This window comes from Sphaerotilus mobilis (genome assembly GCF_004216565.1).
Classification (GTDB): Bacteria; Pseudomonadota; Gammaproteobacteria; order Burkholderiales; family Burkholderiaceae_C; genus Sphaerotilus; species Sphaerotilus mobilis.
This window is the reverse complement of sequence record NZ_SGWV01000008.1, coordinates 794,552-815,347: the sequence shown is the minus strand read 5'-3', so window position 1 is coordinate 815,347 and position 20,796 is coordinate 794,552. Positions and strand designations below refer to the sequence as shown.

General features: G+C 67.9%; 17 protein-coding genes and 1 pseudogene. 8 read left to right on the top strand and 10 right to left on the bottom strand.

The annotated features are described in order from the left end of the window. Nucleotides 1–61 precede the first annotated feature (61 nt). Nucleotides 62–814 carry an ABC transporter ATP-binding protein gene (locus tag EV685_RS08905; protein ID WP_130481620.1) on the top strand — a complete coding sequence of 251 codons (753 nt, stop codon included), beginning with the start codon at nucleotides 62–64 and terminating at the stop codon, nucleotides 812–814. Between the two features lie 44 nt (nucleotides 815–858). Here the strand turns inward: EV685_RS08905 and EV685_RS08900 are convergent, their stop codons facing one another. After that, on the bottom strand, nucleotides 859–1,398 hold the full coding sequence (locus EV685_RS08900) for a MarR family winged helix-turn-helix transcriptional regulator (protein ID WP_130481619.1): 540 nt from the start codon (nucleotides 1,396–1,398) through the stop codon (nucleotides 859–861). 216 nt (nucleotides 1,399–1,614) lie between these two features. Between EV685_RS08900 and EV685_RS08895 the strand changes: the two genes are divergently transcribed. Continuing rightward, nucleotides 1,615–3,387, top strand: a complete 1,773-nt coding sequence (locus EV685_RS08895) for an FAD-dependent oxidoreductase (protein ID WP_207224787.1) — start codon at nucleotides 1,615–1,617, stop codon at nucleotides 3,385–3,387. Nucleotides 3,388–3,418: 31 nt separating this feature from the next. Here EV685_RS08895 and EV685_RS08890 read toward each other — a convergent pair whose 3' ends face one another. From EV685_RS08890 to corA, 8 genes and pseudogenes are all read right to left on the bottom strand, one after another. Further along, on the bottom strand, nucleotides 3,419–3,934 hold the full coding sequence (locus EV685_RS08890) for a hypothetical protein (protein WP_130481618.1): 516 nt from the start codon (nucleotides 3,932–3,934) through the stop codon (nucleotides 3,419–3,421). A 41-nt stretch (nucleotides 3,935–3,975) separates the two neighbouring features. Next, nucleotides 3,976–6,039 (bottom strand): fibronectin type III domain-containing protein, encoded by a 2,064-nt coding sequence (locus tag EV685_RS08885; RefSeq protein WP_130481617.1) that lies wholly within the window; start codon nucleotides 6,037–6,039, stop codon nucleotides 3,976–3,978. 23 nt (nucleotides 6,040–6,062) lie between these two features. Further along, a pseudogene (locus tag EV685_RS21310) lies at nucleotides 6,063–6,314 on the bottom strand (hypothetical protein); the annotation flags it as partial. Between the two features lie 66 nt (nucleotides 6,315–6,380). Further along, nucleotides 6,381–6,956 carry an outer membrane beta-barrel protein gene (locus EV685_RS08880; RefSeq protein WP_130481616.1) on the bottom strand — a complete coding sequence of 192 codons (576 nt, stop codon included), beginning with the start codon at nucleotides 6,954–6,956 and terminating at the stop codon, nucleotides 6,381–6,383. An 89-nt stretch (nucleotides 6,957–7,045) separates the two neighbouring features. Continuing rightward, nucleotides 7,046–8,500, bottom strand: coding sequence for a hypothetical protein (locus tag EV685_RS08875; RefSeq protein WP_130481615.1), 1,455 nt, complete (start codon nucleotides 8,498–8,500; stop codon nucleotides 7,046–7,048). Next, nucleotides 8,497–10,533: a TonB-dependent siderophore receptor gene (locus EV685_RS08870; RefSeq protein ID WP_130481614.1), complete on the bottom strand. Its 2,037-nt coding sequence runs from the start codon at nucleotides 10,531–10,533 to the stop codon at nucleotides 8,497–8,499. The genes EV685_RS08875 and EV685_RS08870 overlap by 4 nt, the downstream gene beginning before the upstream one ends. After that, nucleotides 10,530–10,922 (bottom strand): hypothetical protein, encoded by a 393-nt coding sequence (locus EV685_RS08865; protein ID WP_130481613.1) that lies wholly within the window; start codon nucleotides 10,920–10,922, stop codon nucleotides 10,530–10,532. Before EV685_RS08865 ends, EV685_RS08870 begins: the two co-directional genes overlap by 4 nt. A 138-nt stretch (nucleotides 10,923–11,060) precedes the next feature. Next, complete coding sequence (gene corA / locus EV685_RS08860) at nucleotides 11,061–12,029, bottom strand: magnesium/cobalt transporter CorA (protein WP_130481612.1); 969 nt, start codon at nucleotides 12,027–12,029, stop codon at nucleotides 11,061–11,063. A gap of 92 nt (nucleotides 12,030–12,121) precedes the next feature. Between corA and trkA the strand changes: the two genes are divergently transcribed. After that, the gene (gene trkA, locus EV685_RS08855; protein WP_130481611.1) at nucleotides 12,122–13,537 is read left to right on the top strand and encodes a Trk system potassium transporter TrkA; all 1,416 of its coding nucleotides are present in this window, start codon (nucleotides 12,122–12,124) and stop codon (nucleotides 13,535–13,537) included. Between the two features lie 26 nt (nucleotides 13,538–13,563). Beyond that, nucleotides 13,564–15,021 (top strand): TrkH family potassium uptake protein, encoded by a 1,458-nt coding sequence (locus EV685_RS08850; RefSeq protein WP_130481610.1) that lies wholly within the window; start codon nucleotides 13,564–13,566, stop codon nucleotides 15,019–15,021. Between the two features lie 12 nt (nucleotides 15,022–15,033). Here the strand turns inward: EV685_RS08850 and EV685_RS08845 are convergent, their stop codons facing one another. Then, the gene (locus tag EV685_RS08845; RefSeq protein ID WP_130481609.1) at nucleotides 15,034–15,834 is read right to left on the bottom strand and encodes an IclR family transcriptional regulator; all 801 of its coding nucleotides are present in this window, start codon (nucleotides 15,832–15,834) and stop codon (nucleotides 15,034–15,036) included. Nucleotides 15,835–15,920: 86 nt separating this feature from the next. Between EV685_RS08845 and EV685_RS08840 the strand changes: the two genes are divergently transcribed. From EV685_RS08840 to EV685_RS08825, 4 genes are all read left to right on the top strand, one after another. Next, nucleotides 15,921–16,865, top strand: a complete 945-nt coding sequence (locus EV685_RS08840; protein ID WP_130481608.1) for an amidohydrolase family protein — start codon at nucleotides 15,921–15,923, stop codon at nucleotides 16,863–16,865. Nucleotides 16,866–16,957: 92 nt separating this feature from the next. Next, nucleotides 16,958–18,511, top strand: a complete 1,554-nt coding sequence (locus tag EV685_RS08835; protein ID WP_130481734.1) for a sugar ABC transporter ATP-binding protein — start codon at nucleotides 16,958–16,960, stop codon at nucleotides 18,509–18,511. 78 nt (nucleotides 18,512–18,589) lie between these two features. Further along, entirely contained in the window at nucleotides 18,590–19,618 is a 1,029-nt protein-coding gene (locus EV685_RS08830; RefSeq protein ID WP_242615491.1) for an ABC transporter permease, read from the top strand. Nucleotides 19,619–19,754: 136 nt separating this feature from the next. Next, complete coding sequence (locus EV685_RS08825) at nucleotides 19,755–20,696, top strand: ABC transporter substrate-binding protein (protein ID WP_420820821.1); 942 nt, start codon at nucleotides 19,755–19,757, stop codon at nucleotides 20,694–20,696. Nucleotides 20,697–20,796 lie beyond the last annotated feature (100 nt).

The following is a 20,796-nucleotide window of genomic DNA, read 5'->3' as shown; positions in this document are numbered from 1 at the left end:
CATACGCAGCCCCCGTTGGGGGCGCAGGCCTCCTCAGGGGCGGCCCGGCAGGAGTCCCGACATGTCTGATCACGCCATCGAGTTCGACAAGGTCGTCGCCGGCTACGGCGATTTCATGATCCTCAACAACCTGACGTTCAAGGCCCGACGCGGCGCGATCACGTTGCTGATCGGCCCGAACGGCGCGGGCAAGTCGACGGTGCTCAAGACGCTGTTCGGCCTGCTCAAGGTGCGCTCGGGTCACATCAAGCTGGACGGTCAGGACATCACCGGCGCCAATGCCAAGGACCTGCTGGTCCAGCACGGCATCGCCTTCGTGCCGCAGGGCCGCAACCTGTTCGGCCAGCTCAGCGTCTACGAGAACCTGGAGCTCGGCGGCATCACGCTGGGCATGAAGACCACGCGCGAGCGCATCCCCGAGGTGCTGGACCGCTTCCCGCGCGTCAAGGAGCGCATCAACAGCCCAGCGGCCGCGCTGTCCGGTGGCGAGCAAAAGCAGCTCGAAGTCGGACGTGCGCTGCTGCTGCGCCCCAAGGTGCTGCTGATCGACGAGCCGTCGATCGGCCTGAGCCCGCTGGTCGTGCAGGACGTCTTCAAGCTGCTGCGCCAACTGGCCGACCAGGGCACCACCGTGCTGATGGTCGAACAGAACGTCAAGAGCGCGCTGAAGATCTCCGACGAGGCGATCGCGCTGGAGTCCGGCCGCCGCGTGCTGCAAAAGCCCGCCGACGAGTTGTTGAACGACCCGCACATCGAGCGCCTGTTCCTGGGCGGCGCGCATGCCGCTGCGCCCGCACCGGCGGCGTCGAGCTGAGGCCCTGAACACCCTTCGGGCTTCACCGCTTCAGGCCGTCGTGTTCAGGCCTCCTCGTCCCCGCCGCCGTCTCCGCCACCGTCTCCGCCACCGTCTCCGCCACCGTTCTGCCGGTCGATCTGCTCCATGCGGTCGAGCATCTTGAGCAGGTAGTGCAGGGCGTGGCTCATGTCGTTGACCGAGAAGTCGCCCAGCACCTGCTCGTAGTAGGCGTGGATCTTGGGCAAGGCGTGCTGCTGCCAGACGATGCGGCCGGACTCGCTCATGCGCACCCGGCGCGCGCGGCGGTCGCGGTCATCGGGGGCGCTGACGAGGTGGCCGTCGCGTTCCATGCGGCCAATCAGGCCCGACAGGTTCTGGCGGCTGACCATCAGGTAGCGGGCCAGTTCACCGACCCCCATGCCGTCTTCGACCTGCGGCCGCGACAGCGCGCCGAGCACCGCCCATTGCTGCGTCGTCAGGCCCTCGGCCTCGACTGCGCGGGTGCCGGTCTTGTGCAACATGTTGGCGCATTGGTAGAGCCGGAAGAACAGCCGGTTGGCCAGGTCGATGCGGGTGATCTGGGTGGTATCCGTGGTGGGCATTGGGGCATCATGAGGAAAAGGCCGGTCTGCACCCGGCGGCGCATCGGGCTTGCCGCCGATGTTAGGCAACATCGTGACGAGCACCAGGCCCGGCGCGCCGCTTCGACAGTGCCGCGCGAGCTGCTGTTCCAGCCCCGCCAAAGGCGAAGGATCGTCCAATAGTGGAATATCATTCCATTATTGGAATTCATTCCGGTCTTGCCTCGACCGCCCGCCATGTCGCTGCTGCAAACGCTCCCGTCGCTGCCCTCGGACGCGGCCTACGACCTCGTCGTGATCGGTGCGGGCGGGGCCGGGCTGTCGGCGGCGCTGCATGCGGCCATCGACGGCGCGAAGGTGCTGGTGGTCGAACGCACCGCCCACGTGGGCGGCACGACCGCCTGGTCGGCCGGCACGACCTGGATCCCGTGCACCCGCCATGCAAAAGGGGTGGCGGATGAGGACAGCCTCGAACGGGCCGCCCGCTACCTCGACCGCGTCGTCGGTGACCACGCCGATGCGGCGTTGCGGCGGGCCTTCCTGGCCCATGGCGCCGAGGCGGTCGAACGTTTCGAGCAGCACAGCGACGTGCACTACCGGCCCTATGCGCTGCACCCGGACTACGAGTCCGATGTCGACGGTTCGACTCTGCGCGGCCGGGCGCTGGAGCCGCTGCCCTTTGACGGCCGCCAGCTCGGCGCGCTGTTCGGTCTGCTGCGCCCGCCCATCCCCGAGTTCACCGTGCTGGGCGGGATGATGGTCGACCGCACCGACATCAACCACCTGCTGTCCATGGGTCGCTCGTGGCCGTCGCTGCGCCATGCCGTGAAGATCGTCGCCCGACATGCCCACGATCGGCTCCGCCATCCGCGCGGCACCCGGCTGGTGATGGGCAACGCGCTGGTCGCCCGCCTGCTGCACTCGCTGGCACAGCGTCCCCGGGTGACCTTGCTGATGGACACGCAGATGCGCGAGATCCACGTGTCGGACGGGCATCCCGGCCCGGGGCGGTCGATCGAGGCCGTCACCCTCGAATCGGCCGGCACGTCGCGCCGCATCGCCGTGCGCGGCGGCCTGGCGCTCGCCAGCGGCGGCATCAACCGCGACCCAGTCTGGCGCGAACGCCACCTGCCCGGCATCCCGATGGACTGGTGCCCAGGCGCGCCCGGCCACACCGGTCAGGCGCAGGCGTTGGCCCTGCAGATCGGCGCCCGTCATGGGCAAGGGGCGGCCAGCCCGACCTTCTGGGCGCCGGTGTCGCGCCGCCAGCGGGCCGACGGCAGCACGGCGGTCTTTCCGCACTTTGTGATGGACCGCGCCAAGCCCGGCATGTTGACTGTCAACCAGGCCGGCCGGCGCTACCTCAACGAGAGCATGTCCTACCACCGCTACGGCCTGGCCATGCAGGCCGAACAGTGCCGCAGCGAGGCGGGCGAGCCGGGTGCGGCGGCGGCACTTCCGTCGTGGATCGTCTGCGACGCGGCAGCGCTGAAGCGCCACGGCCTCGGCATGGTCCGCCCGGGCGGCGGCGGCCTGGCGCCCTTCATCGCCGACGGCTACCTGCGCCACGGCGCGACCCTGGCCGATCTGGCCCATCAACTCGGCATGGACGCGGCCACGCTGGAGGCCACCGTCGCCACCCACAACCGCCACGCCGAGGCCGGCCACGATCCCGACTTCCAACGCGGTGTCACCGCCTACCAGCGCAACATCGGCGACGCCACCTGGCCGGGCCGCAACCCCAACCTGGGCGCGTTGACCGCCGGCCCGTACTACGCCGTCCAGGTCGTGCCCGGCGACATCGGCGCGGCGGTCGGCCTGCAGACCGACGACCAGGCCCGCGTGCTTGACGCCCAGGGCATGCCGATCGGCGGCCTCTACGCGGTCGGCAACGATGCCCAGTCCATCATGGGTGGCACCTATCCGGGACCCGGCATCACCATCGGACCGGGCATGGTCTTCGGTTTCCTGGCCGCAAGGGATGCCTGGCGCCGCTGCCGGTCGGCATGAGCGGGCCGGCGCTGTCCGGCCCGGCTGCCCGTCAATGCACCTGCTGGCCCGCAGCCGGCCCGTCCGGCAAGACGGTGACCTGAACGTCCTGTGCCGAGTCGATCCGCCAGCCAGCATGGAGCTGCAGCTTGTCCAGCAGCTCGACCCAGCCGCGCAGCACCGCCTCGCTGATCTGAAGCTGGACCTCGTGACCCGACTCGGTCGTCAGGCGCACCGTCACCTGTTCGCCGGACTGGGTGATCGTCACGCCAGTGACCAGTTGCGCCGCTTCGCCCAGTGGCAGGTTGTCCTGGTTCTCGAAGGCGCGCGTGAAGTCGGCCTGCAACACGGCGCTCTGCTGCCGAAACTCGTGCAAGGCCTGCGCCACCGCCGGCGGATGCTCCCGCGCCAGCACCTGCACCGCCACGCTGCGCGCCCCGGTCATCAGTCCCGCAACGATGTGACGGGTCAGCCAGAAGCGGAACTCCTGACCGTCACCGGCGTTGATGCGCAAGCGGATGCGGTCTTCGCGGGTGATCCATTCGGCGGTGTATTGGTGGAGGGGCATGGGCGGGTCGAGGGTCAGTCTCAAACGTGGAAGGAGGCCGATCAGCGCGTGTTCTGCACGAAGCGGATGTTCGCGTCGCAGCCTGTCTTCAGAACCTGCGTCATCGTGACCGGGCCTGTGTCATCGGTGGACAACTGTGCGGTGAAACGGTCCATGCGCACCGCCGTCGAGTTCGAGAAGGTCCAGTCGATCTGCGCGTCCAGCACGTGTGTCGAGGGTTCGTAGCTGCCATGCAGGTGGTAGGCGAGTGCCGAACCGCTGTAGTCGATGGCCTCGCCCGTGACATTGACCAGGCTGGCGCCATCAACGTCCAGATCGATGTTCCGGCTGATGTTGTGATCGCGTCCCACGCATCCGAGCTGCATGGTCCAGGCGGCCTGATCGGGGGGAAGGGTCGAGACGCACACCGGCTCGCTGGGGGGCGACACGTTGCCCATGGCGTCGAAGGCTTCGATCACCAAGCAATGGTTCGTCTCAGGTGTGAGCTTTCCGATGTCCATCGATGTGTCAGCCAGGCTGCGCAGACGCTTGCCGTTGGCGCTGACGACATAGCCGATCACGCCGACGTCATCCGAGTTTGCTTGCCAGCTCAAGTGGATCGCGGTTGTGGACGTCGCCGTCGCCGTGACCTGGGCTGGAACGGTGGGTGCAGTCCGGTCGGTCGCCGATGTGCGCGCACATGCGCGGGTGCTGGGCAGGGATTGATTGCCGGACAGGTCGACGGCAATGATTCGATAGCAGTGTTCGTGACCTGCTTGCAATGACGCATCCACGTGCTTCCCTTCCCTCGCGAGGGCCACGACGACCCCGTCGCGTTCGACCTGATGGCCTCGCAGGCCGCCTTCGTCGGTGGATGGCGTCCAGCTCAGTTCGATCGTGCGGGACCCGGTTGCCACGGCGTTCAATCCCTCAGGAGACAAGGGGGGCGTGGTGTCGTTGCAGCTTGACGATTGTGTGTCCACGAGGTTCTTCACGACCTTGTCGATCAGGCTCAGTTCGAGCTTCGATTCATACCAGCTCAAGACCTTGAAGCTGCCTCCGACCTTGGCGGCGATGCCGAGGTCAGCGCGGAACTTCTTGCACAGGCCCGTCTCGCTGGCGGTGTTCAATTCCCCAGTCGCTCGCAGATACGGACCGACCTGGATGAAGGGTCCGATGACGTTGTAGACCGCCATTGCCATGTAGACGCCAACACCCAGCTCGCCTTCGATCTTGACAGCACCCACCGGCGTGAAGTTGCCGTCAAGTTGCGTGCTGAACACCCCGTCCCATCCCGATCCTTTGCGGTAGTGAGCGCCATAGCTGCCCTGCAGGGAATAGCCACTTGCGAAGTTCACCTGAACGCCGCCCTTGGCCGACACCTTGGCATACCCCTTCACGGTTGGAACCACCACCACGGGGACGAAGCCGACCTGGATCGTGAACGGTGTCAACTCGAATACGCCGAGGTCGAACAGGACTTCCTTCTCGATGTCCTCTGGTCCCTTGACGAAGGACAGATCGGGTCGCACGGTCGGGTTGACCAGCAGCTCGGCCTCCTTCAGGCCACTTCCCAGCCGGAAGTCGACGGCGAACTCCGGATTCCACTCGACATTGATCTTCCCGGTGATCTTCGACGTCTCTTCGGCGTTGAGCGGAACGTCGACATTGAACTCGCTGGACGCGCCCAAGGGGCGAGCGCGATTGGCCAGCGTCACGCCCTGTCCCAGACTCAGGACTCGGGCGATGCCTTCGGTCCCTGAACCTGCTGTCGCATAGCCGCCGATCAGCGTTCCGTCCTCGATGATGTCGCTCAAGCTGACCGGGAGGGTGTCCAGCAGGAAGTTGCCTTGCGGCAGGACGATCTTCTTGAGGATCCTTCTGGCAAAGCCGGCTCCACGCCCGGAGATGATCACGGCGCCTTCGCGCAGGTCGTCCAGTTGTCTCGCACCTGCCTTGAAGGTGAGAACCTGTTGGGTGTCACTCACCAGCTCATCCAGCGTGGCGTCGGACAGCACGACGACATCGGCATGAATCTGCGGCGCAGCGGATCGTGCGAAGAATGGCTGGACCGTCCGTGCTTCGGCCACCGTGACCGACACGTGTCCGCGGAAACGCTGTCGCACCCCGTCCAGTGATCCAGCGTCCATCCCTCGTCCGGCATGGCCTTCAGGTCCACGCTGGTGCCGGCCTGGACAGCGGCACTGCACCGACCGTCGGAACAGCTCAGGTTGGCCGAAGTGCTGGTCACGGTGCCAGCTCCGAAGGTGCTGATGTTCAACGCGACCTCGACACTGGACGTGTCGGTTCCGGAAGGGTTGAGGTCGCTCGTTTCCTGGCCGGCGCTGCATCCAGCAAGGGCAAGGATGGCGCTGAGGATGATCGTGATGCAGGGGCGCATGTGCGGGCCTCCAGGGTGTCTGTTTCAACGGCGCCGCAGCCGTCCGCTGCGGCGCCCTGCGTGTCGTCAGAACCTGTACTGCGCCCCCACCGTCGTCGTGCTGCCATAGCCCAGCAGACCCAGGCGGGCTTCGACCTTCAGGCGAGGGATGACCTCGTACTGCACGCCCACGCCGCCGATCAGTTCGGTGGTGGAGGCCGAGCCCTTGGACGTGATGCCGCCGAAGGAGAACGAGACGTCGCTCTTGAGCATGCCCAGGCCGGCGTAGGCGATCGCGGAGAAGACCGGCGAGATGGGGTAGTTGGCGACGGCGACGCCTTCGAAGGACGTGGCCTTGAGGTCCAAGCCATAGGACGAATCGCTGGCCGATGCGTAGCGGCCTTCGACGCTCAGGTCGCCCGGAACGTTGAGCTTGAACAGGCTGCTGAGCGTGCCCAGCTTGGCGCCGCCGCCGAGGTAGAGGCCGCCGCTGAAGCCTTCGAAGCTGGCGTAGCCGGCGGTGACATAGGGCTGCGAGAGGGCGACTTGTGCGGATGCTTCGGTGCTGGTCAGGGCGGTCAGGCCGAGCAGCGCGGCGGCGATCAGGCGGATGTCGGCGCGGGACTTGCGGGAAGCGCTGGATGCGCGGGACTGGTGTTGCATGGCATTTCTCCGTGGAGGGTTGGGATCGAGACACGCCGGACATCGGCGTGACCGATCGATTGGAAGAAGGCCCGCTCCAGGATGTTTTTTCAGTCTTTACAGGGGATGCCCAGGCGATCCAGCCAGTCGCCGTAGCCCTCGCGGCGCAGGCGCTGGGGCAGGTCCGCTTCGGCCTTGACGGCTTTGATGAGCGCGAGCCGGATCGGCAGTTCGTCGTGCGGCGGCAGGTGCTGTCGGGCATGTCGCCAGCAGCACAACCAGGCGAGTGCGATCTGGCGCGCGTCGCCGCTGGCCTGGACCCGCTGGACCATGGCGACGTGGTAGGCCGCGTCGCGCGGGTGCAGGTTGCCGATGACCGGCATCCAGCCCTTGTGGGCCGGGTCATGGTCGAGCGCGCCCAGCTCGTCCTCGTGATCCAGCCAGAACTGGGCGAGGAAGATGGTTTCCCAGGCGTTGTCGCCACCCACCCCCAGCTTGTCCATGCAGACCAGCACCAGCTCATGCCAGGCCATGACCTGCCGAGCGGTCGACCAGCCGGCTGGCAGCACCGACGTCAGGTGCAGCGCCAGGTTGGCGGCGTAGGCGAGCAGGCCTTCGTTGTCGCGCTGCATCAGGGCGTGGTGAAAGGCGCTTTCGAGGTGACGCAGGGCGAGGATGTGCAGGACAGGGTCGGCGTGGCCGGCGGCCTCCGAGCGCCGCCGGCACAACAGCGCGCGCAGGTTGTGCCACTGGGCCAGCAGGTGGCGGTCTGGCAGTTGGACGCGTGTGGGCGCGGCGCAGGACGCCCACAGGCGGGTGTGCTGGCCGCCGGGATCGGCGTCGTAGTCGATGCGGTCGAACAGGAACTGCACCGAGGCCAGGGCGCTGCGGTCGCTCACGTCGGGCAGGTGGGCAAGCGCGCGCAGCAGCTGGCGGGCGTCCTCGAAGCGCCCGATGCGTTTGAGGCACAGCGCGTCGCGCAGGCCGATCAGCACGCGCCCGTTGGCGCTCAGCGGCAGCTCGCGGCAGGACTGCAGCACCTCGTGCGACGAGGCGTGATCGCCGATGGCGTGGAAGGCGTCGCTGGAGATCAGGCTCAGCAACAGGGCATGCAGCCGGTCGATCTGGCCGGGCGGGCCGTCGAACAGGGCGGTGAAGAGGTCGGCGGGCGGGTCGATCGAGTCGGCCTGGTCCGCACCCGGCTCACCGTCGATGACGATTGCCAGCGGCAGACGCCAGCGCAGCCGCCAGGGCCCGAGGCTGGCCTTGCGCGGCGGATGTTCGAGGATGAGCGGGCGTTCTGGCAGACCGTCGAGGAAGGTCTGCAAGGTCTCCAGCAGGCGCAGGATGCTGACCGCTGCCAGCCGGGCCGACTGACCGCGCCGGGCCAGGTGGGTGTCGAGCATGGCGTGGTCGACGGCCAGGTCGTGCCGGCCTTGCTGCACCAGCAGCGCCAGGAACTCGCCCGTCCAGCGGCGTTGCCAGACCACCCGCTGGCCGTCTGGCAGGACGGCCAGGTTGCGCGACGGGTCGATCCGCAAGGCTAGCGGGGGTGCCGCCGTCACCAGCCGGCCTCCACGGTCAGGCGCCACTGCCGCACCGGCCCCTGGTAGACCTCGTCCACGCTGGAGACCGAGGCGACGTGGTCGCGGTCGGCGACGTTGCGCACGACCAGCGTGCTCAGCCAGCGTCCCCATCTGCCTTGCCAGCCCAGGTCGGCGATCGCCGTGCCCTGGATGCGCCGCAGGTTGGCGCTGTCCGCGTACAGGCTGCTGCGAGCCTGCCAGAGCAGCCATACACGCGGGCCCTGCCAGGTCGGCCCGTCCTCGAAGCGGCGTTCGAGGCGCAGGCTCGCCGTGCGGGACGGTGTGTTGACCGCTCGTTCACCGACGCTGGCGCTGGTCGCTTGCAACCAGCGCGGGCGCAGGGCATGGAACTGGCTGGACACCGTCCAGCCGCCGTGCTGCCGGCGCGCGCTGAATGCCAGCCCGGTGACCTGACGTGCCGCATCGGCGATGGCGAAGTTGCGGTCGACCGGGTCGGCGCGGGTCAGACCATCAAGCCGGGTGCGGTAGAGCGCCAGTTGCCAGGTCGGCGAGGCCGCTGCTATCGGCCTGTGTCGCAAGCCCATCTCGACCGTTGCGCTGCGCTGGGGCGGCAACCAGTCGCCAAGGCGCGTCTGCCCGGTGTTGGGCTCGACGCCATCTGCCCAGGCCAGCGTGCCAAGCCAGTCGTCTGACCAAGGGCGTTCGAGGCTGACGTCGTGCACGCGGTGCTGCATCTCGTGCACGGTGGCCATGGCCGCGCCCGCCTTGGCTTGGCCTTCGCGGAAATCGACCTGCCGCAGACCGGTCGACACGGCCCAGGCGCCGGGCCAGTCGATGCGGTGGCGCAGGCTGCGACCGGACTCGTCGAATCGTTGATGCTTGTAGCGGGGTGTCAGTGCCAACTGACCGGGATCGATGGCCGCATGGTCCGGCGCGTCCGCATCGATCACGAAGCCGCGCAGGTTCTGCACGCCGGTGAACAGCCACTGCCGATGCAGCCGGTCCAGGCCGATGCGGGTGTCGTGGCGGCGCGTGTCGGTGTCGATCTGCCAGCGGGCTTCCAGGCGGGCCGAGGACTGGCGGTGCTCGTCCGCGAGGTGTGTGTAGTAGCCGTTGAGGTCGCCGTCGCTGCGCTGGTCCCATGAGCCGATCAAGGTCTCGTCGCGTCGGCCTTCGGCGCGGGCGACGTCGGCGCGCAGGCTCATGCGCTGATCCACGTCGGGCTGCCAGGCTTGCCAGCCGTGCAGGGCCAGCTGTGAGACGCCGCGCCATGAGCGTTGATGCGGAGAGGCGTAGAGCTGGTCGTAGCGGATCGAGCCGGTCGGCGTCAGCACCGTGCCGAAGGCATAGGGCCGGCGGTCGATCTGGCGCTCGGCGACCAGTCTCAGCCCGCCATCGGCCGGCGTCCGACGGGGCACCCAGCTCAGCGTGCCCAGCACATGGTCACGTTGCTGGGTGAGCCCGCCCGGGTCGCTGCGGCCGTCCTGGCTGGCGATGACCATGCGGCTGCGCCAGTCCTTGCCCAGTGGCTGGTCCAGGTCGACCACGCTGCGGCGCCAGTCCGTGCTGCCAGCCTGCAAGGTGATGCGGCGTGCAGCCGTGGCCGACGGCAGGGGTGTCGACAGCGCCAGCATCCCACCAGGGCTGCCGATGCCCTGATCCACGCCGGAGGCGCCATGCTGAACCTCGATCCGGCGCACGGTGGCGGGGTCGCGCACGTAGAGGCGCAGGACATCGGGCAGGCCGTCCAGCAGCGTGCGCGTCAGGCCGAAGCCACGCAGCGTGTAGCTGCTGGACAGGCCGCCGTCACCGACCCGCACGAACAGCCCAGGGACCTCGGCCGCCAGCCCTTGCCAGTCGTTCGCGCCGGCCCAGTCGGGCGAGGACAGGTCCGGTGTCGTGACGCTGCGACCGGGCGCGGGGGGCGCGTCCTGAGGCGCGGGGTGGATCTCGACCCGCGGCAGCGCGCTCGGGGTGTCGTCGCACTGTCCCGGCAACGCCGAGACGGCGAGGGCGGCCAGCGCGGCCGCCCTGCAGAACCGCCCGCTCACAACACCGAGGTCGTCACCGCCGTCGCGACCAGGACCTGGTAGGCCTGACCGTTCAGGTCGGACCCGTTCCAGACCCGCAACTCACCATAGGGCGAGCTGGTCACGCGGTCCGCCTCGACCCAGGTCTGGCCGACGTCCACGGGCACCAGCAGGTCCTCACCCACGCGCCGGACGATGACCGGATCCGCCGGGGCGTCGTCGGCCAGCGGGTCCTGCACGGCGCGCATCTTTCGGCCGGAGACCGGCCGTGCATCACCCTCGTCTCGCTCGACGCGGTGGTGCTGCCCGGCCTGCGCATCGAGCTTGAGCACCCGGGTGCCAGAGCGCGGCACGGTGAGGTGGACGGTGGCAGCGGACGTGACCGTGGCGGTCGAAGGCGAGGTGGACATGCGGGCTCCCTGTCGTTGAGGCGGTGCGGTTCGAAAACCGTCGCACAGACTAGGGGGCGTGTACCGACTCAGGGACTACCGAAATCTGTCAAAAAACGGGCAAGCCATTGCGTGAACTTGGGGGCGTTGACCTCACGCTCAGAGCCAGCCCGCCTTCTTGAACCGCCGGTACAGCACGCCGCAGACGACCACGATCAGGCCGATGGCGGCGGGGTAGCCGTATTGCCATTTCAGCTCAGGCATGTGTTCGAAGTTCATGCCCCAGACGCCGACGAAGGCGGTGGCGACGGCAAAGATGCCGGCCCAGGCGGCCAGGCGCTTGCTGACATCGGTGTCCTCGATGGTCACCATCGAGAGGTTGACCTGGATCGCCGTGCCGATGGTTTCGCGCAGCGCGTCCAGGGTCGAGTTGATGCGGGTGAGGTGGTCGTAGACGTCGCGGAAGTAGGCCTCGCTGGGCACGCAGACGCCCGGCACCCGGCCGCCGTGCAGCTTGGCGGTGGCGTCCATCAGCGGTGCGACGGCGTGGCGCACGACGGTCAGGCGGCGCTTGAGGCCGTAGAGCATCTGGATGTTCTCGCGCGCCGCGCCGCGTTCGAAGATCTGGTCCTCGATGTGTTCGAGCTCGCTCTCGAGCGCATCGACGATCGGGAAGTAGCGGTCGACCACCGCGTCCATCAGCGCGTACAGCACGAAGCCGGCGCCTTGGCGCAGGTGCTGCGGTTCGCGTTCGCAGCGGGCCCGCACGCCCAGGAAGCCCTGGGTGCTGCGGTTGCGCACCGAGACGATGAAGTCCTGCCCGACGAAGACGGCGACCTCGCCGACGTTGAGCTCGTCGGTCGGCGACATCTCGACCAGGTGCATGACGGCGAACAGCGTGTCGTCGTACTCCTCGATCTTGGGCCGCTGATGGCCGTGGCGGGCGTCTTCCACCGCCAGGTCGTGCAGCTGGAAGACCCGCTGCAGCTCGTGCAGCTCGTCGTCGCCGGCATCGCGCAGGGCCACCCAGACAAAGGTGCCGGGCTGGCCCAGGTAGCCGCCGATGCGGTCGAGCGGGATGTCGGCCAGCTTGTGGCCGTCGCGGTAGGCGACGCAGTTGATGAGCATGGTGCGGGGCGGTTGCGGGGGCGGCGGATCTTCCCATGCAGGGCCCGGCGGACGACCCGGGACCTGCACCGGCCTTGCCTATGATGAAGGCCATGAACATCATCATCCTCGGCGCCGGGCGTGTGGGCGAGAGCGTCGCCGAGAACCTGGTCTCCGAGCGCAACGACATCACCGTGATCGACACCGACCCGGTCAGGCTGCGCGATCTTCAGGATCGGCTGGACCTTCGCGGCGTGGCCGGCAACGGCATCCAGCCGTCCGTGCTCGAGGCGGCCGGTGCCCGCGATGCCGACATGCTGATCGCCTGCGCGCCTGCCGATGAGACCAATCTGGTGGCCTGCAAGGTGGCCCATGACGTCTTCAGCATCCCCACCCGCATCGCCCGGCTGCGATCGCCGGAGTTCGTCGACGGCGGGCCCTTGCTGGGCGATGCGGGCTTCGCGGTCAACGAGGTGATCTGCCCGGAGCAGACGGTGACCGCCACCATTCGCAAGCTCATCGAACATCCCGAGGCCCTGCAGGTGCTGGCGTTTGCTGGTGGCGTGGTCAGCCTCGTGGCGGTGCGGGCGGTCAGCGACGGTCCGCTGGTGCGCCACACGATCTCGGAATTGCCACGCCTGCTGCCCACGGTGCCGATGCGCTTTGTGTCGATCTACCGTCGCCATGAGGACCAGACCGACCAGCGCATCAGCTGTCAGGGCGACACCCGCATCGAGCCGGGCGACGAGGTCTTCGTGCTGGCCGCCACGCGCGACATTCCGGCCGTGCTGGGTGCCTTGCGCCGCCGCGAAGAGCCGGTGCGGCGGCTGATGATCGCCGGCGGCGGGCGGGTCGGGCTGCGGCTGGCGCGCGAGGTCCAGGGCAGTTGCCGGCTCAAGCTGATCGAGACGTCGCAGGAGCGTTGCGAGTACCTCAGCGGCGAGCTCGACGATGACGTGCTCGTGCTGCATGGCGACAGCACCGACGCCGACCTGCTGGAGCGCGAACAGGTCGACCAGACCGACCTGTTCGTGGCGCTGACCAGCGACGACGAGGACAACATCATGGCCTGCCTGCTGGCCAAGCGCATGGGCGCGCGGCGGGTGCTGGCGCTGATCAACCGGCGGGCCTATGCGGACCTGGTCCAGGGCACCCAGATCGACATCGCGCTGTCGCCGGCGCAGACCGTCATCGGCGAGCTGCTGGCGCATGTGCGGCGCGGCGATGTCGAGGCGGTGCACAGCCTGCGGCGCGGCGCGGCCGAGGCGATCGAGGCGGTGGCTCGGGGCGATCGGCGCACCTCGAAGGTGGTCGGTCGCCGCATCGATGAGCTCAAGCTGCCGCGCGGGGCCGAGATCGGCGCCATCGTGCGGGGCGACGCGGCCGAGCCCGAGCGGCGCGAACTGATCCTGCCGCACCACGACACGGTGATCGAACTGGACGACCACCTGATCGTCTTCCTGCCGCGCAAGCACATGGTGCGCGAGGTCGAGGAGCTGTTCCAGGTCGGCGCGACCTTCCTGTTCTGATGCCTCCTGCCGAACGAAGGACCTCGATGCGCAGCATCCGTGCGGTGATGCCGGTGGTGGGCCTGCTGCTCATGATCCTGGCCTTGATGATGGTCGTGCCGCTCGCCTTCGCGCGCATCCAGCGCGACGCGGGTGAACCGGCCTTCGTGGTCGGGCTGGTCGTGACCCTGCTCGCCGGACTGGGCCTGCGTCTGGCCAGCCGCGAACAGCGCCGCGAGCTGCAGCCGCGTGACGGCTTTGTGCTGGTCGGCCTGACCTGGTCGTTGTTGCCGGCCTTCGCGGCCTTGCCGCTGTGGCTGGGCATCCCGGGGATGAGCGTGACCGATGCCTACTTCGAGGCGGTCTCGGGCCTGACGGCCACGGGTGGCACCGTGCTGACGGGGCTGGATGCCCTGCCACTGAGCCTGAACGTCTGGCGCTGCTTCATGATGCTGATCGGCGGCCTGGGCATCATCGTGCTGGCGGTCGCGGTGCTGCCCTTGCTTGGCGTGGGTGGCGCGCAGCTGTTCAAGGCCGAAGCCGCAGGGCCGCTCAAGGACACCAAGCTGACGCCTCGCATGGCCGAGACTGCACGGGGTCTGTGGACGGTGTATGCGGTGTTCTCGGTCGCCTGCTTCCTCGCCTACCGCTGGGCCGGCATGAGCTGGTCGGATGCCTTCATGCACATGTGCTCGACCATGGGCCTGGGCGGCTTCTCCTCGCACGACCTGAGCTTTGGCTACTGGAATTCGCCGCTGATCGAGGCGGTGGCCATCGTCTTCATGATGCTGGCCGGCGTGAACTTCGCGCTCTACTTCGTGGCCTGGCGACAGCGCTCCTGGCGTGCCCTGCTGGGCCATGTCGAGCTGCAGGCCTTCTTCGTCGTGGTGCTCGCCACGATCGCGCTGATCACGCTCTTCCTGGCGGCCCACCGGGTCTACCCGACCGTGACCGAGGCCCTGCGGCACACCGCCTTCCACGTCGTCTCGCTGGCCACCACCACCGGTTATGCGGCCTACGACTACGCCACCTGGCCGATCTTTGCGCCGCTGCTGATGATCCTGCTGGGCTGCTTTGCGACCTGTGCCGGCTCGACCGGCGGTGGCATCAAGATGGTCCGCATGGTGCTGCTGATCAAGCAGAGCCAGCGCGAACTGGTGCGCATCGTGCATCCCGATGCCGTCAACCCGGTGCAGTTCGCCGGCCGGGTGGTCTCGCCGCGTGTCATGCAGAGCGTGATCGCCTACATGATGATCTACGGCGCCTCGCTGATGGTGCTGACCTTCTTGCTGCTGTTCACCGGCCTGGACGTGGTCACCGCCTTCACCGCCGTGATCGCCTGCGTCAACAACATCGGCCCCGGCCTTGGCGAGGTCGGCCCGGCCGTCAACTTCGGCGGCCTGAGCGACCTGCAGACCTGGATCTGCACCTTCGGCATGTTGCTCGGGCGGCTGGAACTGCTCAGCGTTCTGGTGCTGTTCACGCCCCAGTTCTGGCGCGACTGAACGCAGGGGCGCCTAGCGGATCGACAAGGCCCGTGCCGCGTCGCTCAGGTGCTGTCGGGTCAGGGTGATGTCGGCGCCGGGATGGCGGTCGATCCGGCGGATGAAGGGGCAGGTCAGCACCGCGATGGCGTGGCCATCGGGGCCGAGCACCGGCATCGACAGGTCGGTGATGCCGAAGGTCTGCTGGCTCTCTCCCTGCCAGCCGCCGTCGGCACGGACCTGGGCCAGGGCCGCCGCGAGGTCGGATTCGGACATCGGCACCTCGCCGTCCAGCGCCTCGTGCGCGGCGAGCATCTGGGCGCGTTGCTCGTCGCCCTGGTAGGCCAGCAGGACATGGCCGGAGCCGGTGTCGAGCAGGCTGATCCTCGCGCCCAGCCGCAGCGAGAAACCGAGCTTGTGGGGGCTGCTGACCTGTGCGACAACGGTCAGGTTGCCGCGGTCGTAGACGCCGAGGTGGCAGCTCTGCTCGACCGCCTGCGCGAAGGTCTCCATCACCGGCACCGCCCGCGCCGCCAGCCGGTTGACCGGTGGGTGGCGATGGGCCAGCACGAACAGCTTGAGGCTCAGCGCATAGCGGTCGCCCTCGGGGGAGCGGCTGACGTAGTCGCGCGCCACCAGGCGTTCGAGCATGCGGTAGATCTCGCTCGGGCTGCGCCCCATGGCCTTGACGATCTCGCCGCGTGTCAGGCCGGCGGGCTGCTCGCTGAGCAGTTCCAGGATGTCTAGGCCCTTGTCGAGGGCGGGCGCGCGGTAGCGGTCCGCTTCGGCAGGGTCCGGGGGGCGGGTAAGTCCTGAGGTGGTTGCGGGATTCATCGCATGGCAAATCGGTTCATTGATGGATATTCTGTTCGCAGATGAATTGATGGCGCCACGACTTCCGACTCCTGACTTACCCCGACATGACCGCCGCCACCCCCGCCACCGCAGCCACTGCCACCGCCGTCCTGCCCGCCCCGCCGGCCCGCATCGATGCGCACCAGCACCTCTGGCGGCTGGCCCGTGGCGACTACCGCTGGCTGCGTGCCGATGTGCCGGCGCTGGCGCGCATCCACCGCGATTTCGAGCCCGACGACCTGTTGCCGCTGCTGCAGGCTCACGGCGTGAGCCAGACCGTGCTGGTGCAAGCGGCCGACAGCGTGGCCGAGACCGACTACATGCTGCAACTGGCCACGCTCAACGACTGGATCGGTGGCGTGGTCGGCTGGGTCGACGTCAGCCTGCCGGCGTCGGTGTCGACGCTGAAGACCTGGGCCAGACATCCCAAGTTCAAGGCCGTGCGGCCGATGCTGCAGGACCTGCCCGAGGCCGACTGGATCGCGCGCCAGCCGCATCCCGAGGTGATGGCCTGCCTGCAGGACCTGGGCCTGCGCTTCGATGCGCTGGTGCAGCCCTGGCACCTCGAACACCTGCTGCGCTTCCTGGACCGTCACCCTGACCTGCCGGTCGTGGTCGACCATGCCGCCAAGCCACAGCTGGCAACGCTCGATGCGGCCGGTGGCTGGCAGGCCGATTGGGCCCAGCCCTGGCGCGACGGCATGACCGAGCTGGCGCAACGCCCGGGCGTGCACTGCAAGGTGTCCGGCCTGTTGACCGAATGTGGCGGTGCCGCCCGCGCAGGCGGTGATGCCGGCAGGGCCGCCTTGCAGCCGGTCTGGGACCAGCTGGTCTCGACCTTCGGTGCGCAGCGCCTGATCTGGGGCAGTGACTGGCCGGTGTTGAACCTCGCGGCCGACTACGCCGCCTGGATCGCGCTGAGCGACGCGCTGATGCAAGGCCTGTCCGCCGAAGACCAGCGAGCCATCCGGCACGACAACGCGGTGACCTTCTACGGGCTGACCCTGTAGGCGATTAAATCAAGGCATTGGATGATTTCCCGGACATGAGCACCGCCGCCCCCGCCACGCCGAACCAGCCCGCCATCTCAGCCACCTCCGCCATGCCCGCCACGTCCACTGCGCCCCTCGTCCAGATCACGGACCTGTGCAAGGCCTTTTCCGGCGTCAAGGCGCTGGACCGCGGCCAGTTCGAGCTGCTCAGCGGCGAGGTCCACGCGCTGATGGGCGAGAACGGCGCGGGCAAGTCCACGCTGATGAAGGTGCTGGCTGGCGTGTACCAGAAGGATTCCGGCGAGGTGAAGATCGACGGCCGGGCCGTTGAGATCGCCGACCCGCGCGCCGCCCAGGCACTCGGCATTGGCATCGTGCATCAGGAACTCAACCTGATGAACCACCTGAGCGCGGCCCACAACATCTTCGTCGGCCGCGAGCCGATGAAGCACTTCGGCCTGGTGCTCGACGAGGACGCGATCAACGCCCAGGCCGCCGCGATCTTCGCGCGCATGCACTTGCACCTGGACCCGCGCACCGTCGTCGGCGAGCTGACGGTGGCCAAGCAGCAGATGGTCGAGATCGCCAAGGCGCTGAGCTTCGACTCGCGCGTGCTGATCATGGACGAGCCGACGGCCGCGCTGAACGACGCCGAGATCGCCGAGCTGTTCCGCATCATCCGCGGCCTCAAGGCGCAGGGCGTGGGCATCGTCTACATCTCGCACAAGATGGACGAGCTCAAGCAGATCTCCGATCGCGTCACCGTCATGCGCGATGGCCAGTACATCGGCACGGTGCCCACCGCCAGCACGCCGATGGAGACCATCATCTCGATGATGGTGGGTCGCACGCTCGATGCCTCCGACCGGGTGGTGCCCGACACCTCGGCCAACGAGGTGCTGCTGGACGTGCGCGGCATCAGCCGCGGTCAGGCCATCAAGAACGCCAGCTTCACGCTGCGGCGCGGCGAGATCCTGGGCCTGGCCGGCCTGATGGGCGCTGGCCGCACCGAGCTGGCGCGTGCGGTGTTCGGCGCCGACCCGGTCGACGCCGGCGAGGTCCATGTGCGTGGCACGAAGGTGCAGATCCGTTCGCCGCAGGACGCCGTGGCGCACGGCATCGGCTACCTGTCTGAGGACCGCAAGCGCTTTGGCCTGGCCACCGGCCTGAACGTCGAGACCAATGTCGTGCTGGCCACGCTGGACCGCTTCAGCAGCGGCGGCTTCTGGCTCGACCAGAACGCCATCCACGCCACCGCTCGCGACTATGTGCAGCGTCTGGCGATCAAGACACCGTCGGTCGAACAGCAGGTGCGGCTGTTGTCGGGTGGCAACCAGCAGAAGATCGTCATCGCCAAGTGGCTGCTGCGCGACTGCGACATCCTGTTCTTCGATGAGCCCACGCGCGGCATCGATGTCGGCGCCAAGAGCGAGATCTACAAGCTGCTCGATGCGCTGGCCGCACAGGGCAAGGCGATCGTGATGATCAGCAGCGAACTGCCCGAGATCCTGCGCATGAGCCACCGCGTGCTGGTGATGTGCGAAGGCCGCATCACCGGCGAACTCAGCGCGGCCGAGGCCACGCAGGAATCGATCATGCACCTCGCCACCTTGCGGCCCTCTGCGGTCGATGTGGTCGATACGGTCGAGCCCGTGCTTGCCTGACGCTGCCCTTTTGCTGTCTGTAGTCGCCTGAGCCGCATGTAGCCGCTTGTAGCCGCCTGACGTTCCCGGAACCCCGACATGACCACGCCCCAGACGATGACCACTCCTGCCGCCACCGACGCCGCCCCGGGCCTGCGGGCGCGCCTGTTCAACCCGGCGGCGCGCCAGAAGCTGCTGGCCTTCGCCAGCCTGATCGCGCTGATCGCGGTGTTCTGCGTGCTCAGGCCCGAGTCCTTCATGACGACCGACAACTTCATCGGCATCCTGCAGGCGACCAATGTGATCGGCGTGCTGGCGGTCGCCTGCACCTTCGTCATCATCACCTCCGGCATCGACCTGTCGGTGGGCGTGCTGATGACCTTCACAGCCGTGATGGCCGGTGTGTTCATGACCAACTGGGGCTGGCCGATGTACATCGGTGTGCCCGCCACCATCGTGATGGGTGCGCTGGTCGGTGCCACCTCAGGCCTGATCATCACCAAGCTCAAGGTCACGCCCTTCATCGCCACGCTGGGCATGATGATGCTGCTCAAGGGCGCCTCGCTGCTGATCACCGAGGCCCGGCCGATCTACTTCAGCGACGTCGAAGGCTTCGACGCGATCTCGCTGGGCTCGGTCGTCGAGAAGGTGCTGCCCTTCCTGCCCATCCCCAACGGCGCGCTGATCTTCCTGGCCGTGTGCATCATCAGCGTGATCATCCTCAACAAGACCAAGCTCGGCCGCTACACCTTCGCGCTGGGCAGCAACGAGGAAGCGGTGCGCCTGTCGGGCGTCAACGCGGACCGTTGGAAGGTCATCATCTACACGCTCAGCGGCGCGATCTGCAGCATCTCCGGCCTGCTGGTTGCGTCGCGGCTGAACTCGGCCCAGCCCGCGCTGGGCCAGGGCTACGAGCTTGATGCGATCGCCGCCGTGGTGATCGGCGGCACCTCGCTGGCCGGTGGCACCGGCACCATCCTGGGCACCGTGATCGGGGCGTTCATCATGAGCGTGCTCATCAACGGCCTGCGCATCATGTCGGTGGCGCAAGAGTGGCAGATGGTGCTGACCGGTCTGATCATCATCGTCGCGGTCTACACCGACAACCTGCGCAACAAGCGCAAGTGAGCGATTGACTTCCAGGCGCATCGATCGTCCCGGCGCGCGTGCACCGGGACCACGGTCGCCACGTTCAAGTGTCCGGGGTTCTACACGCGGCTCGCCCCTTCCCACCCAAGCAGCCCGACCACAGGAGACATCCATGATCTGCAAGCGCAAACTTCTTGCCCTGACCGCCGCGCTGAGCCTCGCCGGCTTCGGCTCGGTCGCCCAGGCCCAGACCCAGGAGGTCTACATCCCCCTGATCTCCAAGGGCTTCCAGCACCAGTTCTGGCAAGCCGTGCGTGCCGGCGCCGAGCAGGCCGCCAAGGACTTCAAGGTGAAGATCACCTACGAAGGCCCGGAGACCGAGCAGATGGTCGACAAGCAGATGGACATGCTCTCGGCCGCCCTGGCCAAGAAGCCCGCTGCCATCGGCTTTGCCGCCACCGACTCCAAGGCCGCCATTCCGCTGATGAAGAAGGCCAAGGAGATGAAGATCCCCGTGGTCGCCTTTGACTCGGGCGTGGACAGCGACGTGCCGGTGACCACCGCCGCGACCGACTCCAAGGCCTCGGCCGCGCTGGCCGCCGACAAGGTCGCCGCCATGATCGGCAGCGACGGCGAAGTCGCCCTGATCGCCCACGACCAGGTCTCCAGCACCGGCAAGGATCGCCGTGACGGCTTCGTCAACCAGATCAAGGCCAAGTACCCGAAGATCAAGATCGTTGACATCCAGTACGGCGGCGACCAGCTCAAGGCCAACGACATCTTCAAGACCATGGTCAAGGCCCATCCGAAGGTCAAGGCCATCTTCGCGACCAACGAAGGTGCCGCCATCGGTGCCGGCACGGCCAAGAAGGAAATCAAGTCCAGCGTGATCCTGGTGGGCTATGACTCGGGCAAGGGCCAGAAGGACATGATCATGGACGGCACCATCGCCGGCTCGATCACCCAGAACCCCGTGGGCATCGGCTACAAGGTCGTCGAATACGGCCTGAAGGCCGCCAAGGGCGAGAAGGTGCCGGCCCGCATCGACACCGGCTTCTACTGGTACGACAAGTCCAACATCGCCGACCCGAAGATCGCTGCGGTCCTGTACGACTGATCGATCCTGACCGAGTGGGGTCCTGTCCTGCATGCAGTACCGCCGGCTGACCACCGCGTGGATGCAGGTTCGGGGACCGGGTGGGGGGCGGCGGGCTGAA

Bases quoted from the DNA above. Each gene is read 5' to 3' on its own strand.
- trkA (WP_130481611.1), top strand. From the start codon at position 12,122: ATGAACATCATCATCCTCGGCGCCGGGCGTGTGGGCGAGAGCGTCGCC.
- EV685_RS08905 (WP_130481620.1), top strand. From the start codon at position 62: ATGTCTGATCACGCCATCGAGTTCGACAAGGTCGTCGCCGGCTACGGC.
- EV685_RS08830 (WP_242615491.1), top strand. From the start codon at position 18,590: ATGACCACGCCCCAGACGATGACCACTCCTGCCGCCACCGACGCCGCC.
- EV685_RS08835 (WP_130481734.1), top strand. From the start codon at position 16,958: ATGCCCGCCACGTCCACTGCGCCCCTCGTCCAGATCACGGACCTGTGC.
- corA (WP_130481612.1), bottom strand. From the start codon at position 12,029: ATGCTCATCAACTGCGTCGCCTACCGCGACGGCCACAAGCTGGCCGAC.
- EV685_RS08900 (WP_130481619.1), bottom strand. From the start codon at position 1,398: ATGCCCACCACGGATACCACCCAGATCACCCGCATCGACCTGGCCAAC.
- EV685_RS08865 (WP_130481613.1), bottom strand. From the start codon at position 10,922: ATGTCCACCTCGCCTTCGACCGCCACGGTCACGTCCGCTGCCACCGTC.
- EV685_RS08845 (WP_130481609.1), bottom strand. From the start codon at position 15,834: ATGAATCCCGCAACCACCTCAGGACTTACCCGCCCCCCGGACCCTGCC.
- EV685_RS08840 (WP_130481608.1), top strand. From the start codon at position 15,921: ATGACCGCCGCCACCCCCGCCACCGCAGCCACTGCCACCGCCGTCCTG.
- EV685_RS08850 (WP_130481610.1), top strand. From the start codon at position 13,564: ATGCGCAGCATCCGTGCGGTGATGCCGGTGGTGGGCCTGCTGCTCATG.
- EV685_RS08895 (WP_207224787.1), top strand. From the start codon at position 1,615: ATGTCGCTGCTGCAAACGCTCCCGTCGCTGCCCTCGGACGCGGCCTAC.
- EV685_RS08890 (WP_130481618.1), bottom strand. From the start codon at position 3,934: ATGCCCCTCCACCAATACACCGCCGAATGGATCACCCGCGAAGACCGC.
- EV685_RS08880 (WP_130481616.1), bottom strand. From the start codon at position 6,956: ATGCAACACCAGTCCCGCGCATCCAGCGCTTCCCGCAAGTCCCGCGCC.